Source organism: Streptomyces sp. NPDC006643 (assembly GCF_042870175.1).
GTDB lineage: Bacteria > Actinomycetota > Actinomycetes > Streptomycetales > Streptomycetaceae > Streptomyces.
In genome coordinates this window covers 1-15,189 of record NZ_JBIAHA010000015.1, presented here as the reverse complement: position 1 = coordinate 15,189, position 15,189 = coordinate 1, and the positions used below count along the sequence as shown (strand labels likewise).

Here is a 15,189-nt window from a genome sequence, read left to right as displayed (position 1 = left end):
GCGCCATGGGCACGCGCGAGGAGATCGCCGCGGCGATCATCAAGGGGCGCACAGCAGGCGAGGCCGGCGAGAAGCCGACCGCCTGCCCGTACCCGAGCACGTCGATTCTCCGAACGGCGTGGATCAAGGGATACGCGCCCGCCCGCCGCGCGCGCGAACGCGCCGCGACCGAGTAGCCACACCACAGACAGCACCACCCCGGAGGGGGCCCGCCAGGCGCGGGCCCCTTTTCGCATGCCCCAACACGCGGAGCGCCAGGCGCGCGCCGCATCCGACTCGGCTCCAGGAGGGCCCATGTCCACCCCGACCCCGTCCGTCCCCGCAGCGCCGGCCGCACCGGCGGCGCCCGCCGCGCCCTCGGCCCCGGCGCCCGTTCCGGCCGCACCGCCCACGCCGCCCGTCCCGGCGGCTCCGGTCGCTCCGGTCGCTCCGGTCGCTCCGGTCGCTCCGGTCGCTCCGGTCGCTCCGGTCGCTCCGGTCGCTCCGGTCGAGGGTAGCGAACCGCAGGACGTTGCGAGCCTGCCCGCGTGGGCGCAAAAGCTCATCACCGACACCCGTGCCGAGGCCGCGAGTTACCGCACGCGCGCCCAGGGCGCCCAGTCGCCGACCGACGCCGCGCCCGCGCCCGCGCCCCAGGGCAGCGAGACCGACCTCACGCGGCTGCCGCAGTGGGCGCAGCGACTCGTCAACGACAGCCAGGCCACCGCCCGACAGGCCGCCGTACAGTCCGCCGTCTACCGCGCCGCACCGACGGCCGGCGCCGACCCCGTCGCCCTGCTCGACAGTCAGTCGGCGATGACCGCGCTGGCCGCGGTCGACCCCAACGACGCCGCCGCCGTTACCGCAGCGATCACCGCCGCCATCACCGCCAATCCGCGCCTGTCCGCACAGCCCACCGGGCCCGCCCGCGGGGGCGCCGACTTCGGCGGTACCGGAGCGGGTGAGGTCACCCCCGCCCAGTTCGCCGCCATGGGCTACGCCGAGCGCGTCGCGCTGCACCAGTCCGACCCCGACACTTACCGGCGCCTCGCCGGGTAACCCCGCCCGGCACCGCGCCGGGCACCAACGCCCGGCGCACGGCGCCGGAGAGAGCGAGCAGCAGCAATGCCGCAGACCACCGCCGCCGCGATGATCGTCCCCGAGGTCTGGGGCGACATGGCACAGGCCCAGTTCATCGGCGCCGTGCGCGTCGCCGGCTCCACGGCCGTGATCGAGGACAACACCCTTCAGGGGGCTCCCGGCGAGCTGATTCACTTCCCGAAGTGGGGAGCGCTCGGCGAGCTGGACGACCTCGACGAGGCCACGCCCATGACGCCGACGGCGATGTCTACCGACGACGCCACGGCCAAGATCAAGGAGGCCGGTAAGGCGGTCGAGATCACCGATAAGGCGCGTCTCGTTGCCCTCGGCGACCCCGAGGCCGAGGCCCGCCGGCAGTTCGGTGTCCTCGCCGCCCGGAAGGTCGACGGCGCCCTGATCGCCCAGGCGCAGGCCGACGAGACCGCACAGGGCGGGGGCAACCCGCTCCGCTTCACCACCGCCGCCACCAAGACCAAGTTCACATGGCTCGACGCCATGATCCCCGCCATCGGTCAGTTCGGCGACGAGTGGGAGCCGGACGACTTCGCCGGTCTCTACCTCAACTCGGTGCAGCTCGGCGAGGCCATGGCCGACCCGCAGTTCGTCGACGCGTCCAAGCTCGGCAACGGCGCGAGTGCAGCCGTCACGGGCAGCATCGGCCGTATCGGTGGCGTGTCCGTGTTCATCACGAACCGCGTGACCGCCGGAAAGTTCCTGCTCATGAAGACGGGCGCGCTCGGCCTGCTCTACAAGCGGCGCCCGCTGGTCGAGGACGGCCGCGACATCCTCGCCCGCTCCACCGTCGTGACGACCACGCTCCACTACGCGGTGAAGCGCCTCAACGATCGCGGCGTCGCCGTCGGCACCCTCGCCACCACCTGAGAAGGAAGGAGGCGCCGCGTGCTGCTGCGCCGCTATCACTCCCGCACCCCGGACGAGCCGGACACCGAGCCGGACGAGCCGGACACCGAGACCGACGCCCCGCGGGCCGAGAAGCCTGCGGGGCGTTCGCGTTCCGGCAAGAGCACGAAGGGGGAGTGATCCGGTGGCCGGCCGTGTCTACGCCACCCCCGAGCAACTGACGGCGTGGACCGGCCAGCCGGCCCCCGAGGACGCCGAGCGCCTGCTCGCCCGCGCGAGCGAGGACGTCGACGACGCCCTACTCAGCGCCGTGTACGCGGTCGACGGTCTCGGTATGCCGACCGACCCGGCGATCGTGACCACCCTCGGCGAGGCCGTGTGTGCCCAGGTCGAGTACCAGGTCGCGACGGGGGATGACGGTACGGGCGCCGCGGGGAAGTGGGGCAGTGTCTCGATCGGCCCCGTGTCTCTCGGCGACCGCCGAGACGCCCCCCAGGCCGTCGGCGACGTTGATCTCGCGCCGCGCGCTCAACGGGCCCTGACACGGGCCGGATTGCTGCCGGGGGTGATCTGGTGAAGCTCCCCCCGTGGTTGCTCAGGCACCGGATCACGGTCGAGCCCTACCTCGGCGACTCCGCGTACGGGCCGACGTACGGGCCGCCCGTAGCCGACGTGCCCGCGCTGGTCGCCGAGACCATCCGGACCGTGCGCGACCGCGAGGGACGACAGGTCACCTCAACCGCGCAGATCATCGCTGGCCCTGACCTCAACTGTCCGGCCGAGTCGCTGATCACCCTCCCCGACGGCCGCAAGACGAAGGCACTCGCCGTTGCCGCCCATACCGCGCCGGGCCTGCCGGTCCCGGAGTGCACGGAGGTGAGCGCCGAGTGACCCAACGGACCCGCCTCAACTGGAACGGCGCCGCCGCACTGCGTGGCACCCGCGCCGGGGCCGCGCGAGGTCTGCGGATCGCCGCCGAGCATGTACTCGCCGAGTCGCGCAAGGTCGTTCCGATCGAAGAGGGCGCCCTCGAACGCTCCGGGGTCGCCACTGTCGACGAGTCGAGCCTCACGGCCGCCGTGTCGTACGACACCCCGTACGCCGCGAGGCAGCACGAGGAGCTGAACTACCGGCACGACGCCGGGCGTTCGGCGAAGTACCTCGAACGCCCGCTCACCGAGCAGGCCGACGCCGTCGCCGAGATCATCGCGGCCCAGCTGCGGAGGTCGCTCCGTGGCTGACCTCGACCCGCTCGACGGCGTCGCCCGCCTGCTCGCCGCCCGCGGCCTGGTCACCTACGACCCCGACGGCACGACCGGCGATCTGTTCGTCGAGATCATGCCGCCCGCCCCCGATGTCGCGGTCGCCCTGTGGCTGTACGACGGCGAGGCGCCCGACACCCTCAACGCCTACGACACCCCGCGCCTACAGGTGCGCGTGCGTGGCGGCCCCGACCCCCGAGTGTCGCGTCGCCGCTGTTGGGCGATCTACAGCGCGTTGCACGGCCTCGCTGGCGTCGAACTGCCCGACGGCACATGGCTGGTGCTCGCCGCCGCGCGCAGTACCCCGGCCCCGATGGGCCCCGACTCTTCCGGCCGGCACGAACACGTCGTGAACTTCGATCTTGACGTGTCGGCCCCCACTGATCACCGCACCGAATAGGAGGGGCCCGTACATGGGACGGCCCATCGACGCCCGAGGCTGGGAATTCGAGATCGAGACCGGAACGGCGGACACGTTCGTACGCCTCGGCTCGCTCAAGAGCTGGACGCACAACCCCGGTGAATCCGAGGAGACCGCCGACACCACCACGAACGACAGCGACGGGTATTACGAGCAGGACATCATGCAGCGTGGCGCGACCATCGAGGTCACGGGCCTGTTCGCGGCGACGTCCGGCACGCAGGACCCCGGACAGGAGTACATCGACAAGACATGGGCGTACCTGTTCGGCGAGGAGTCGCGCGGGACCATGCGCTACCGCCACACCTCACAGACCGAATGGACCGTGTGGGAATGCACGGTCACGCCCGGCGAGCAGGGCGGCGAGACCAACGCCAAAACGTCATGGTCTGCCAAGTTCACGCGCTGCGGCGCCCCGACAACCGCTGAGGTGGTGGCGCCGTGACCGACTCCACGATCGAGCCGGCCGAGGCCGAGGTCGAGGTCGAGGTCGCCGACTTTGACGCGTTCTTCGCCGAGCAGGCCCGGCCCAAGCGGAAGGGTGTGCCGTTGCGGCTGTTCGGCCACACGTACACCCTCCCGGCCAGCCTGCCCGCGCTGTTCACGCTCCAGCTCCACCGTGTGCAGCACTCCGCCCGGCCCGAGGACATCCGGCGCCTGATCGGCTCCCTGTTCGGCCCGGAAGCGGTCGACGCCTTCACCGAAGCCGGGATGGACGACCGCGAACTCGGCATCGTCCTGCTGTGGTCGACGGCCAACGTCGCCGAACCGCACAGCATCAGCATGGAGCGCGCCGCGCAGCTGTACGACGAGCGCGAGGCCGCCAAGGGAAAAGCAGCGCCGCGGCCGGCCCGGACCAAGCCCAAGAGCAAGGGCAAGGGCAAGGGCAAGGGCAAGGGTCGGCCGCGGAGTTCTGGCACGCGGTACTGACCCACTGGGGCGAGGTCGAGGCCGACCTCGCCCACACGTACGGCCTGTCGGCCGAGGACATCGCGCGCCTGTCCACGCGCGCGTTCCTGGTCAGGTTGTCGGGCCTTCCCTCCGACTCCCGGTTCGCTCACGCGTGGCGCTCGACGCCCCGCGTCGTGTCGGACCCCGACGAGATCGCCCGTCTCACGGGGCGGTGACCAGCACGACAACTGAATAACAACTGAATAACGCGCCCTTGCGGCGCGCGTGGTGGGGGGTGCTCCTTGGCCCTCACCATCGGGGAGCTAACCGGCTTCATCGACCTCGACGACTCCGGGGCACAACAGGGAGTCGACCGTACCGAGGCCGCTCTCGCCGGTCTCCAGCGGGACGCAGACGGCCGGCTTCGCGACCTCAACGGCCGGTTCATTGCCGCTGGCGCGGCGATGGGCGGCGCCCTCGGCGAGGGCATCGGCGGGGGCGCCGAGGAAGCCGGGCGCGGACTCGCCGGTATCGGCCCCCTGCTCGGCGTCGCGGCGACCAGTACCAAGCTGCTCGCCGGCGGCGCGGTCGTCGCGGCGGGCGCGCTCGCCGCCGTCCCGCTGGCCGTAATCGGTCTCGGCGCGAAGGTTCTCGCCGAGAACGAGCAGGTAAAGAGCGCGTTCTCGGACCTGTCCGAGGACGTCAAGGGCAAGATGCAGGGGCTCGCCGAGCCCCTGGTCGAGCCGTTCGTCGCCGCCGCCGACCAGCTCGGCGGCATCTTCGACGATCTCGCCCCGCAGATCGGCGCCCTGTTCGAGGGCGTCGCCCCGCTGGTCGAGCCCCTGGTCTCAGGGATCGGCGCCCTCGCCAAGGGCGCAATGCCCGGCCTGGTCGCGGCTGTTGAGGCTGCGGGCCCGGTCGTCGACGCGCTGTCGACCGGTCTCGGCGCGGTCGGCGAGGGCGTCGGCGGGTTCTTCGAGGGCATCGCCGCCGGGGCCGGCGGCGCGGCCGAAGGTCTCGGCGGTCTGTTCGGCGCGGTCGGGGAGATCCTGCCCGCGCTCGGCGGCCTGATCGGCGCCCTCGCAGAAGCGGGCGGGCCCGTCCTGTCCGCACTCGCGGGCGCGCTCGGCCCGCTGGTGTCGTCCCTCGCGGGCGCACTCGGCCCCGCGCTCGCCCGTCTCGGCCCCCCGCTCGCGCGGCTGGTCGCGGCACTCGGCGAGGGTCTACAGCCGATCGTCGACGCGCTCGGCCCCGTACTCGCCGCCGCGGCTGACGCGTTCGGCGTCCTGATCGACGCCCTGTCGCCGGTCCTGCCGATCGTCGGGCAGCTGGTCGCGTCGCTGCTGCCGGCCATCGCGCCGCTGCTGACCGCCGTCGGCGACGTCATCGCCCAGGCGGCGCCGGTCGTCCTGCTGCTTGCGGAAGCCCTCGCGGGCGCCCTGCGGCCGATCCTCGCCCAACTGCCGGGACTGATCACCCCTTTCGCCGCACTGCTCGGCGAACTGGCAGTCACGGTTTTTCCGGTCCTGGCCCGGCTGGTCCTCGCACTCTCGCCCGCACTGGCCACGATCGGCGCCGCGTTCGGGCAAATCCTCGTCGCGCTCGCGCCGCTGCTACCCGCCGTCGGCGAGCTGCTGGTCGGCGTCCTGCTGGCGCTCATGCCGATCATCGAGCCGTTGATCGGCTTGGTGGGGCAGCTCGCGGGCATCCTCGCGAACGGCCTCGCCGCCGTGATCGAGCAGGTGGTCGTACCCGTCATCGGCGCCATCGTGGCACTGCTGTCCGGCGACTTCGGCAAGGCGTGGGAGCTGGCCAAGGGCGCCGTCTCCGCCGCCGGCCGGCTGATCGGCGAGGCCGCAACCAAGATCGGCGACCTCGTCGGCAAGGGCATATCGACCGCCGTCGACTGGATTCGAGGTCTGCCCGGCCGCGCGTACAGCGCGCTTGCTCCGCTCGCCGGGCAGCTCGCCGCACGCGCCCGCTCGGCTCTGTCCAGCTTCAAGGACACCGTGGCGGCCAAGGGCGGCGAGGCCATCGCGTGGATGCGCGGTCTGCCCGGCCGTATCTCCTCGGCCATCGGCTCTCTCGGCGGTCTGCTGGTCAGCAAGGGGAAAGACGTCGTCCGCGGCCTGTGGAACGGCATCAAGTCCATGGGCCCGTGGTTGAAATCCACGCTCACCGGGTGGGCGAAGGATCTCGTACCGGGCCCCATCGCGAAGGCTCTGGGCATCGCCTCGCCGTCCAAGGTCATGGCGCGCGACGTCGGTCGGTGGATTCCCGCCGGTCTCGTCAAGGGCATTGAGGGCGGCGCCGGCGCGGTCGATCGCACCATGCGCAATCTCGTCTCCCCGCCGGCTGTTCCCTCGTTCTCGCCCGCCCTCGCGGGCGCTGCGGGCTCGTACGGAAACCCCTTCGCCGCCGGTACATCGGGCGGCGCGACGGTTCACGTCGAGCACTGGCACGCCGCCGAGAACGGCACCCCCGACGACAACGCCCGCGCGCTCGCGTGGCTGGCCAAGGCGAGGGGGTGACCGTGGCTCCCGGTTCCCTGATCACCCGGCCCGGACAGGTGCAGTACGGCGAGCTGCTGCTCGGCGCCGGCACCGCCTACCGGTGGCGCGACATCAGCGGATGGGAAGACCTGCCCGCGCTCGACTCCGGGACCGTATCCCGCTCGGACGCGCATGGCGCGTTCCCCGGCGGCCTGCTCGCACAGGCCCGGACGATCACCGTTCAAGGGATGGTCGTCCGGGCCCCGCGCGCCACCATCGGCGCGGTTGTCGGCACGCTCAACCGCGGCACTGTGCCCGTCGAGCACGAACTACCTCTCGTCGCGTGGCTCGACGAGCGCGGGCCCTTGCTCGTGTATGCCCGCGCCACCCGCCGGGCCATCCCCGTGACTCTCGGGTACCGGCTCGGAACGATTACCGGCGGCGCGCTGGAATTCGTCGCGACTGACCCCCGCCGCTACGCCCTGGTCGAGCAGGTCGTCGCGGCCACGCTGCCCGCGCCGGAAAGCGGCCTGGTGTGGCACACCGACCCCGAGCAGGTGCTCGACGACGACCAGGCCGGCGGTATCGGCGAACTGTGGCGCTGGTGGACCGACGGCGACCCGGTCATCGCCGGCGACGGCGTCGGCACGGCGAGCGTCCAACCGCTCACCCCCGGCGGTGAACTGGTCTGGTCGGCCGAGGCGAGCGAATACGGATTTCCCGTATCTGTCGGCGCCGAGGCCGTGTTCACGTCCTCGCTCGCCGCTGCCCAAGGGGCAACGATCACCCTCCGATGGTGGGACGCCGCCGGCGTCTACCTCGCCGACTCGACCGGCGGTGCCGGCGACGGCGCGCTCACCGGCACCGCCCCCGCCGGGGCTGCATGGGTGCAGCCGGTCGTACTCCTCCCCGCCGCCCTCGCCTCACCCGTCCCGATCGGCACGTCGTCACTGTTGATCGGCTCCCCGTCCGGCGCCCTGTCGTGGCCGCTCGACTTCGGCACGCCAGGAAGCACCGGCACGCTGTCGGTCGTCAACAGCGGCGACGCCGCGACCCATCCACTGATCGAGTTCCGCGGCCCGTTGGAACGGCCTTCGCTCACCAACGTGGATACGGGCGACGTCCTCGAATACGACATGCCGCTCGCCGCCGAGGACGTGCTCGCCGTCGACACCGCCGCCGGCACGGTCACCCTCAACGGCTCCGCCTCGCGCCTCTACACCGTGACCACGCGCAGCGTGCCCGAGCTGACTTTCACGCTCCCGAAGGGCGCCTCTCAACTGCACTTCCGCGCCGCATCCGGTGCCCCCGCCGCGACCGCGACCGTGCGCTACCGCTCGGCCTACTGGTAAGGAGAACATCCCTGTGACCGTGCGTTCCGCATGGCTGCTGCCCCTTGGGCAGACCCGAGAAGACACCCGCCTCGCCCCCGTATCGCCGGTCGTCCACGAGACACCGATCAGGGTCCGCGACGGAGTCCTACCCGGCGGCGACCCGTTCGCCGCGACCGGCGCCGCCGCCATGCAACTCCAGATCGGAGCAGGCCGCGCCTACGTACAGGGCACCGATGCCCAGGGCGCCTACCCGATTGCCAACGACGCCCCGCTCACGCTCACGTTCACCGACGGCGACGCCCAGTTCGGCCGTATCGACTCCGTCGCGGTGCGCGTGCTGGACGCCCTGTTCGACCAGGACGGGCAGAACCTCGCCCTTATCGAGGTCATCGTCGGCGAGCCGACCACGACGCCCACCGCGCCCGAGATGCCTCCGGGCTCTCTGCGTTTGTGGGACGTGTCTGTTCCCGCGGGCATCTCCGCAGGCGTAGGCGGGATCAACTGGGGTACCGCCCTCGCCGACCGGCGCCGCTACACCGTAGCCGCCGGCGGGATCATCCCGCGCGGCTGGGGACTTGGATTCGACGGCGCGTACGAAGGCCAGTACCGCGACAACGGCGCCGTACTGGAGCGCTGGTCTGCCACGGCCGGCGAGTGGCAGACCTACCGCGCACCGCGTCAGACCGAGTCGACCACGACCGGGTTCGTCATCGCCTCCGCCTACACGCTCAACACCTTCACCGCGCGCCGCAACCTCGACACCGGCATGTGCTCGTTCTTCGTCGAGGTCGTCCACAAGGGCGCACCGCTGGACGTACCCGCCGCCGGCAACATCACCGACGAGACGATCGGGACTCTTCCCGGCGGCTGGCGCCCGGCCGTTGACGCAGAACTCAGCGTCTCCGACGGAGTCGGCGGCGGCACCGCCCGGCTGACGACCGCCGGAACCATCACCCTGCGGACATGGTCGGGAAACGGGTCGCTCCGCAACGACCGCAACATTCGCACCTCAGCCACGTTCATGCTGCCGTGACAGGGGGTTGCCCGTGCACATCGCGCCCCCGTACCGGGTCCTGCTCTGTGACCTCCGTACCGACCAGCTGCTCGACGCGCTGCCCGTACAGGGCGTCAGCGTCGACGACTTCATCGGCAAGACAGGCCGTTTCACCGGCACCGTGCCGATCCCCAACCGCCACATCGCGGAGCGGGCCCGCCGGGCGATCTTGCCCGGACGCACCGGCGTATGGGTCGAGCGGGGGCGCGATCTGTGGTGGGGCGGCGTCCTGTGGACGCTGCAACTCGCCTCGGACAGCCGCGGTTTCCTCGGCGCGCAGATCCAGGCCGGCGGATGGGAGTCCTACCTCTACCGCCGCCTGCTGTACGACACGCAGACCGCCGAAGCCGTCGACCAGTTCGACATAGCCCGCGGCCTGGTCGACTACGCGCAGCGCGCGACCGGCGGCGACATCGGCATCACGTACGACACCGACGTGTCGGGCATCGTCCGCGACCGCACGTTCCTGCGGTACGACCTGCCCACGATCGGCGACCTGCTCGACGACCTCGCCGCCGCCGAGGCGGGGTTCGAGTGGCGCATCGGATCGTTCCGCGACTCCGACGGCCGCCGTATCAAGCGGCTGCAACTGGGACACCCGACGATCCGTACGGGCGCGTCCGACATCATCCTCGACCACCCCGGCCCCGTCCTGTCCTACACGTGGCCCGTTGACGCCACGGTGAAGGCGAATGCCTGGCAGTCCCGCGGCGCCAGCATCAACACCAACCAGGCCGCCGACTCGTTCCCGCTCACGTCACCGGTCTTGGTCGCCGAGGACGACCTCGCCGCCGGGTGGCCGCGCCTCGACGGCAGCAGCGACTACACGACCGTAGAGCGACAGGACACCCTCGACGCGCACGCTCGCGCCGACTGGACCGCCGTCCGCGACCCCGTGACCATCCCGGAAATCACGGTCTTGCTCGGCGGCTCCATCACGCCCGCCCTGGTCGGCTCGACGATCCGCCTACGTGTCCGCGATCTGTGGCACCCGACCGCGCTCGATGCCCGATACCGGGTGGTCGGAATCAGCGTCAGCCCGCCCGAGCGCGGGCGCCCCGAAACCGCGCAGCTCTACTTGGAGGCCCCCTAAGTGCCGTTCGTTCCGCAGGATGTACTCGACCGGATTGCCGCTCTTGAACGCGAGGTCCGACAGCTGCGAGGCCGTGCGCAGATGCGCCCGGCTCTCAACCAGGTGTTGAACGGCGACGTCGTGATCGGCGAAGGCGGACGCCTGATAGTGAAGGACCCCGACGGCGACGCGGTCTTTCAGACGGGGCAGTCGGGGACCGCCGGCGACTACTACACGATCATGAGCCGCGCCAACGGCGCCCAGGCCCTCGCCATCGGTGCCAACTCATACCCGGACGACGACGCCCCCTCACAGATGGTCCGCATGTGGGACCGCAACGGAAACGCCGTTGTCATGGATGACTACTACTCCGACGAATTCCTCGGCCGGCCGTGGATTCCCGTTCAACTGCACCCCACCGAGCGGCAGTTCTACACCGGCACGTCGTACGAACCGGCGTGGGTCGGCACCACACCGGCACACAACGCTGTTCTCTACCTGTCCCTGATGACGTACGCCAACGCCGGCGGCGCGCAAGTGCGAATAGTCCTCACCCACGACGGCACCGAGACCGAACTCGCCGAGTACGACTGCCCGGCAACCGGCTGGACCGCGCGGCAGATCACGCACCCGCTCGACGGTCTGAGCTTCCTGTCGTCCTTCGGACTCCGGATCGAGCACCGCGCCAAGTCGGCCGGCCAGAACTGCGAAACGCGCCTCTACAGCGCCTACACCCGGAACACCTTCACCGAGGCCGAGGCACCCGACGTGCCGACCACCCCCATGGCGAACGCCGCGGGCGCGGCCCCCGCCTCGACTCCGCCCACCGAGGATGTGTGACGTGCTTCCCGAAGGCATACCCACCGTGGTCGTCAGCGGCCGTTTCCTGTTCCCCGACGGCCGGCCCCTGTCCGGACAAGTCTCGTTCCGAGCGCCCAGCTTGATCACGTTCGGCGCATACGACGTGATCCTCGGCGGGCCCGTTGTCGCCTCGCTCGACGCTACGGGCGCGTTCCAGGTGACGCTACCGGCGACCGACGCCCCCGGCATGAACCCGAGCAACTGGTCGTACCAGGTCGCCGAACAACTCACCGGCGTGCCGATCAACCGCGTCTATCAGGTGTTGCTACCGGCCGAGTCGCCCGAGGTCGACCTCGCCGACATCGCCCCGACCGACCCGACGACCCCGACGTACGTCGCCGTACGGGGCGACTCCGCGTACGAGGTCGCCGTCGAGCAGGGTTTCGCCGGCACTGTCGAGCAGTGGCTCGCCTCTCTGGTCGGCCCGCAAGGTGTGCAGGGTGAGGAGGGTCTACAGGGCGAGCAGGGCCTCGAAGGTGAGAGCGCGTACGAGGTCGCCGTCGAGGCTGGATTCGTGGGCACCGTTGAGCAGTGGCTCGCCTCTCTGGTCGGCCCCACGGGCGCCACTGGCGACCAGGGCCCCGCCGGGGCGCCGGGCGTCGTCCAGTCCGTCAACGGCATCAGCGAGGCCGACGTCGTGCTCGACGCCGCCACCGTGGGCGCCGTGCCGGACACCGCGCCGGGCGCCCCGCTCGGCGTCGCCCAGCTCGACGCGTCCGGGAAGGTTCCGGCCGAGCAGCTGCCCGAGGGGACCGGCGGGGGCGCCGTCGCCACGGTCAACAGCATCAGCCCGGATGTGAACGGCAACGTCACGCTCACCGCCGCCAACGTGGGCGCGGCGACTGCCGGGCACACGCACACCGCCGCCCAGGTCGGCGCCGTCGCGACAACCGCGGTCGGTGTCGCGTCCGGCGTAGCCCAGCTCGACGCCGCGGCGCGGCTGCCCGCCGCCCAGGCCCCGGCAGCCTCGCCCCGCAACGTCTGGACACCGCACGCGTTGGGGTTCGCCGCATGGTCGTGCGACCCGTTCGGCGTGGCCAACCCTGTGGCGAAGTATCTGACCTTGCAGCGCCTCTACTTGACCGGCATCAACATCACGGAGCCCACCACCGTGAGCCGAGCAGTGATGTTCGCCCGCGGGTACGGGGGCGTCCCGGCGGATCGGTTCATGGCCGGTATCTACCGCGAGAACGGGACGCGCGTCGTCGCGTCGAGCGCGGTCGCGCTCACCATGGCCGGACAGGAAGCCGGAGCACTGCCCGCCATGGCGTCCAACCACATCGGCGCCGTTCCGCTGGCGATCACTTCAACCGCCCTCACACCGGGCCGGTACTGGGTGGCGTGGCTCATGACCGTGGGCGCCGCCTCCGACTTCGCGTTCTACCACGTGCAGAACGAGGCCCCGGTCGCCGCCGCGAACTTCTTCATGCCCGGCAGCCCGTTCCCGCGTGCCTGGTACATCGCGGGACAGAGCACGCTCCCCACCACCGTGAACCCCTCGGCCGCGACCGCGCTCGCCGACCACGACATCCCGATCATGGCTCTCGCCGCCTGATCACCCCACACCACCCGTACGCCCGCGCGCACCGCGCCGGGCGTTTCTTCATGTCTGGAGCCTTTCCCGTGGCACGTATGCCCGGCGCCCAGTGGCGCCCCATCCCGATCAACCACACCGACGGCGGACAGGCCGAGGTCCGCGGCGTCGTCGTGCACATCATGGCCGGCACCCTCAGCGGAACCGATGCGTGGTTCCGCAACCCGAAGGCCCAGGCGTCGAGCCACTTCGGTACCGGCAAGGGCGGCGCACTGTGGCAGTGGGTCGACACGAGCGACCGCGCATGGGCGCAGGCCGCGGGCAACACCGCGTGGCTGTCCGTCGAGAACGAGGGACAGGGCGGCGACACCCTCACCGACGACCAGCTCGACCGCAACGCCGAGGTACTGGCGTGGGCCCACAAGACCTACGACGTGCCGCTCAAGGTCGCCACCTCGACCGGCGACCGCGGCCTCGCGTACCACGGTCTCGGCGGTAGCGCGTGGGGCGGACACACGTCGTGCCCCGGCTCCCGGATCGTCGCGCAGCTGGCCGAGGTCGTCGCCCGCGCGAAGCAGCTCGCTGGCGACACCACGCCGGACGAGCCGGCCGTCGCCCGCTACCGGGTGACGATCAACGGGCTTGCGTACGGGTACGGCGCCGAGGGCGACCACGTCACGAAGGTGGGCCGCGCGCTGGTCGCCAAGGGGCACGGCGACCACTACGCCGAGGGCCCCGGCCCGACGTGGTCGGACGCCGACACGCTCAACTACCGCGACTACCAGAGGTCGTTGGGGTACAGCGGAACGGACGCCGACGGCGTGCCGGGGGAAACCACCCTCCGAAAGCTGCTCGGCACCCTGCCCGGCAAGACGCCGCCCAAGCCGGGCCCGAAGGTCGTCGACCTCTCGTTGTTGATCGCCGCGGCCCGCCGCGACCCCGCCAAGACCGGCACCCCCGTGTCATACGCGGGCGCGCGCATCGTCGAGGACGCCCTCGCCGCCGAGGGACTGCTCGACCGGAAGTACGTCGACGGCCATTTCGGCTCGACCACAGTCGCCGCGTACCGCCGCTGGCAGCAGCGATGCGGATACAGCGGCGCCGCCGCCGACGGCATCCCCGGCCGCGACTCCCTCGCCGCCCTCGGCCGAAAGCGCGGCTTCACCGTCATCGCGTGACCGCGCCCCCCTTCCTGCCCGCCCCGCCGGCCACCGCGCCACTGGGCGGGCTCACACCGAACAGGAGCACCATCCATGCAGCCCACCACCAAGCGCACCGTACGGACCGTCCTTCAAGGCGCCGTCGGTTTCGCCGTCGCCCTCCCCGCAATCGTCGACGCGTCCGGCGCACCCGAGTCCCTGCCGTGGGTCGCCGCCGGCCTCGCCACCGCCGGCGGCCTCGCGCGCGTCATGGCCCTGCCCGCCGTCGAGCAGCTGCTCGACCGCCTCGGCCTCGGCCTCCGCGACGACGCGCCGAGTAAATGAGCGAGCCGAACAACGCCGGGGAAGGCGTGGCAGTCGCTCTCGCCGAGTTGCGCGGCACGATGGCCGAAGGCTTCGCCACGGTCAACGGATCGCTTGCGCTGCTCAATCAGCGCGGTGAGCAAACGGACGAGAAACTGAAAGACCACGAGCAGCGCCTCGACGCCCTTGAAAAGAGCCGCTGGCCGCTCCCCTCCCTGGTCGCCCTGGTCGGCCTGGTCGGCCTCGCTCTCACTCTCTGGCAGGCCACCCGACGGTAAACGACAGAGTGCCCCCTGTACGGCCGAGCGTGGCCGTACAGGGGGCACTCTGTCTGTTTCTCAACCTCCGTGCGGGCAGGTGGCACCAGCACGCGGGCAGGCCACCAGTGCGCGGGATACGTACCGCCCCTGTTTCGAGTAGTAGCCCCACACCGTGTCAGCACCGCGACTCAGGTCGTCGTCTACATAGGCCATCCGCGCATCGAGCGGGAACGACTCTTCCGACGCGTACGGCTGCTCCTCGCCGCCCTTCCGCATCCACAGTGAGGCAGCGCCAATACCGGCGGGGTCGTTCTGGAATGTGTCCGCCATGAGCCGAGCGGGCTTCCTCAGCCAGTGTGCAACTTCGAGCGGAGGCGCCGCGTTGTTCGGGTCTACCCTGATGTTGTCCGGCGGTCGTTCGTGTCCGACCCAACCGAACGCGTGCCAATGCCTGGTCACACTGCCCCTTCCCTGAAACGAGTGGGTCGGGGCGCGCCGCCGGGGGGGGGGGGGCCCCCGCCGCCCCCCCCCCCCGGCCGGTAAACGCCACATTGGGTGTTTTTGGGGCGGGGGAGCCGGGGCCCGGGGGGGGGGGTGGGGGGGC

The 15,189-nt window shown here is 71.5% G+C and carries 19 protein-coding genes; all 19 read left to right on the top strand.

The features are described from left to right. Window positions 1-5: 5 nt before the first annotated feature. The 19 genes from ACFYNU_RS20705 to ACFYNU_RS20615 all read left to right on the top strand — a co-directional run bounded on the left by ACFYNU_RS20705 (window position 6) and on the right by ACFYNU_RS20615 (window position 14,603). Complete coding sequence (locus tag ACFYNU_RS20705) at window positions 6-176, top strand: Rmf/CrpP fold protein (RefSeq protein WP_356590417.1); 171 nt, start codon at window positions 6-8, stop codon at window positions 174-176. 118 nt (window positions 177-294) lie between these two features. Next, window positions 295-1,038, top strand: coding sequence for a hypothetical protein (locus ACFYNU_RS20700; RefSeq protein ID WP_356590416.1), 744 nt, complete (start codon window positions 295-297; stop codon window positions 1,036-1,038). Between the two features lie 66 nt (window positions 1,039-1,104). Next, window positions 1,105-1,962 (top strand): phage head protein, encoded by an 858-nt coding sequence (locus ACFYNU_RS20695; RefSeq protein ID WP_356590415.1) that lies wholly within the window; start codon window positions 1,105-1,107, stop codon window positions 1,960-1,962. A gap of 18 nt (window positions 1,963-1,980) precedes the next feature. Then, complete coding sequence (locus ACFYNU_RS20690) at window positions 1,981-2,121, top strand: hypothetical protein (RefSeq protein ID WP_356590413.1); 141 nt, start codon at window positions 1,981-1,983, stop codon at window positions 2,119-2,121. Window positions 2,122-2,125: 4 nt separating this feature from the next. Continuing rightward, window positions 2,126-2,518: a hypothetical protein gene (locus tag ACFYNU_RS20685; protein WP_356590411.1), complete on the top strand. Its 393-nt coding sequence runs from the start codon at window positions 2,126-2,128 to the stop codon at window positions 2,516-2,518. Next, window positions 2,515-2,832 (top strand): hypothetical protein, encoded by a 318-nt coding sequence (locus ACFYNU_RS20680; RefSeq protein WP_356590409.1) that lies wholly within the window; start codon window positions 2,515-2,517, stop codon window positions 2,830-2,832. Before ACFYNU_RS20685 ends, ACFYNU_RS20680 begins: the two co-directional genes overlap by 4 nt. Then, window positions 2,829-3,182, top strand: coding sequence for a minor capsid protein (locus ACFYNU_RS20675; protein WP_356590407.1), 354 nt, complete (start codon window positions 2,829-2,831; stop codon window positions 3,180-3,182). The genes ACFYNU_RS20680 and ACFYNU_RS20675 overlap by 4 nt, the downstream gene beginning before the upstream one ends. Then, window positions 3,175-3,603 carry a minor capsid protein gene (locus tag ACFYNU_RS20670; protein WP_356590405.1) on the top strand — a complete coding sequence of 143 codons (429 nt, stop codon included), beginning with the start codon at window positions 3,175-3,177 and terminating at the stop codon, window positions 3,601-3,603. The genes ACFYNU_RS20675 and ACFYNU_RS20670 overlap by 8 nt, the downstream gene beginning before the upstream one ends. A 13-nt stretch (window positions 3,604-3,616) precedes the next feature. Then, entirely contained in the window at window positions 3,617-4,069 is a 453-nt protein-coding gene (locus ACFYNU_RS20665) for a phage tail tube protein (RefSeq protein ID WP_356590403.1), read from the top strand. Further along, window positions 4,066-4,554, top strand: coding sequence for a hypothetical protein (locus ACFYNU_RS20660; RefSeq protein ID WP_356590401.1), 489 nt, complete (start codon window positions 4,066-4,068; stop codon window positions 4,552-4,554). Before ACFYNU_RS20665 ends, ACFYNU_RS20660 begins: the two co-directional genes overlap by 4 nt. Before the next feature lie 263 nt (window positions 4,555-4,817). Continuing rightward, window positions 4,818-7,046 (top strand): hypothetical protein, encoded by a 2,229-nt coding sequence (locus ACFYNU_RS20655; protein ID WP_356590399.1) that lies wholly within the window; start codon window positions 4,818-4,820, stop codon window positions 7,044-7,046. A gap of 2 nt (window positions 7,047-7,048) precedes the next feature. Continuing rightward, window positions 7,049-8,359: a phage distal tail protein gene (locus tag ACFYNU_RS20650; protein ID WP_356590397.1), complete on the top strand. Its 1,311-nt coding sequence runs from the start codon at window positions 7,049-7,051 to the stop codon at window positions 8,357-8,359. 13 nt (window positions 8,360-8,372) lie between these two features. After that, window positions 8,373-9,374, top strand: coding sequence for a hypothetical protein (locus ACFYNU_RS20645; protein WP_356590395.1), 1,002 nt, complete (start codon window positions 8,373-8,375; stop codon window positions 9,372-9,374). Between the two features lie 13 nt (window positions 9,375-9,387). Continuing rightward, entirely contained in the window at window positions 9,388-10,488 is a 1,101-nt protein-coding gene (locus ACFYNU_RS20640) for a hypothetical protein (RefSeq protein ID WP_356590393.1), read from the top strand. Between the two features lie 81 nt (window positions 10,489-10,569). Beyond that, window positions 10,570-11,307: a hypothetical protein gene (locus ACFYNU_RS20635; protein WP_356590391.1), complete on the top strand. Its 738-nt coding sequence runs from the start codon at window positions 10,570-10,572 to the stop codon at window positions 11,305-11,307. A 1-nt stretch (window position 11,308) separates the two neighbouring features. After that, window positions 11,309-12,883, top strand: a complete 1,575-nt coding sequence (locus tag ACFYNU_RS20630; RefSeq protein WP_356590389.1) for a hypothetical protein — start codon at window positions 11,309-11,311, stop codon at window positions 12,881-12,883. A 77-nt stretch (window positions 12,884-12,960) separates the two neighbouring features. Continuing rightward, window positions 12,961-14,040, top strand: a complete 1,080-nt coding sequence (locus ACFYNU_RS20625; RefSeq protein ID WP_356590696.1) for a peptidoglycan-binding protein — start codon at window positions 12,961-12,963, stop codon at window positions 14,038-14,040. Between the two features lie 75 nt (window positions 14,041-14,115). Then, entirely contained in the window at window positions 14,116-14,346 is a 231-nt protein-coding gene (locus tag ACFYNU_RS20620) for a hypothetical protein (protein WP_356590387.1), read from the top strand. Next, window positions 14,343-14,603 carry a hypothetical protein gene (locus tag ACFYNU_RS20615; protein ID WP_356590385.1) on the top strand — a complete coding sequence of 87 codons (261 nt, stop codon included), beginning with the start codon at window positions 14,343-14,345 and terminating at the stop codon, window positions 14,601-14,603. Before ACFYNU_RS20620 ends, ACFYNU_RS20615 begins: the two co-directional genes overlap by 4 nt. Window positions 14,604-15,189 lie beyond the last annotated feature (586 nt).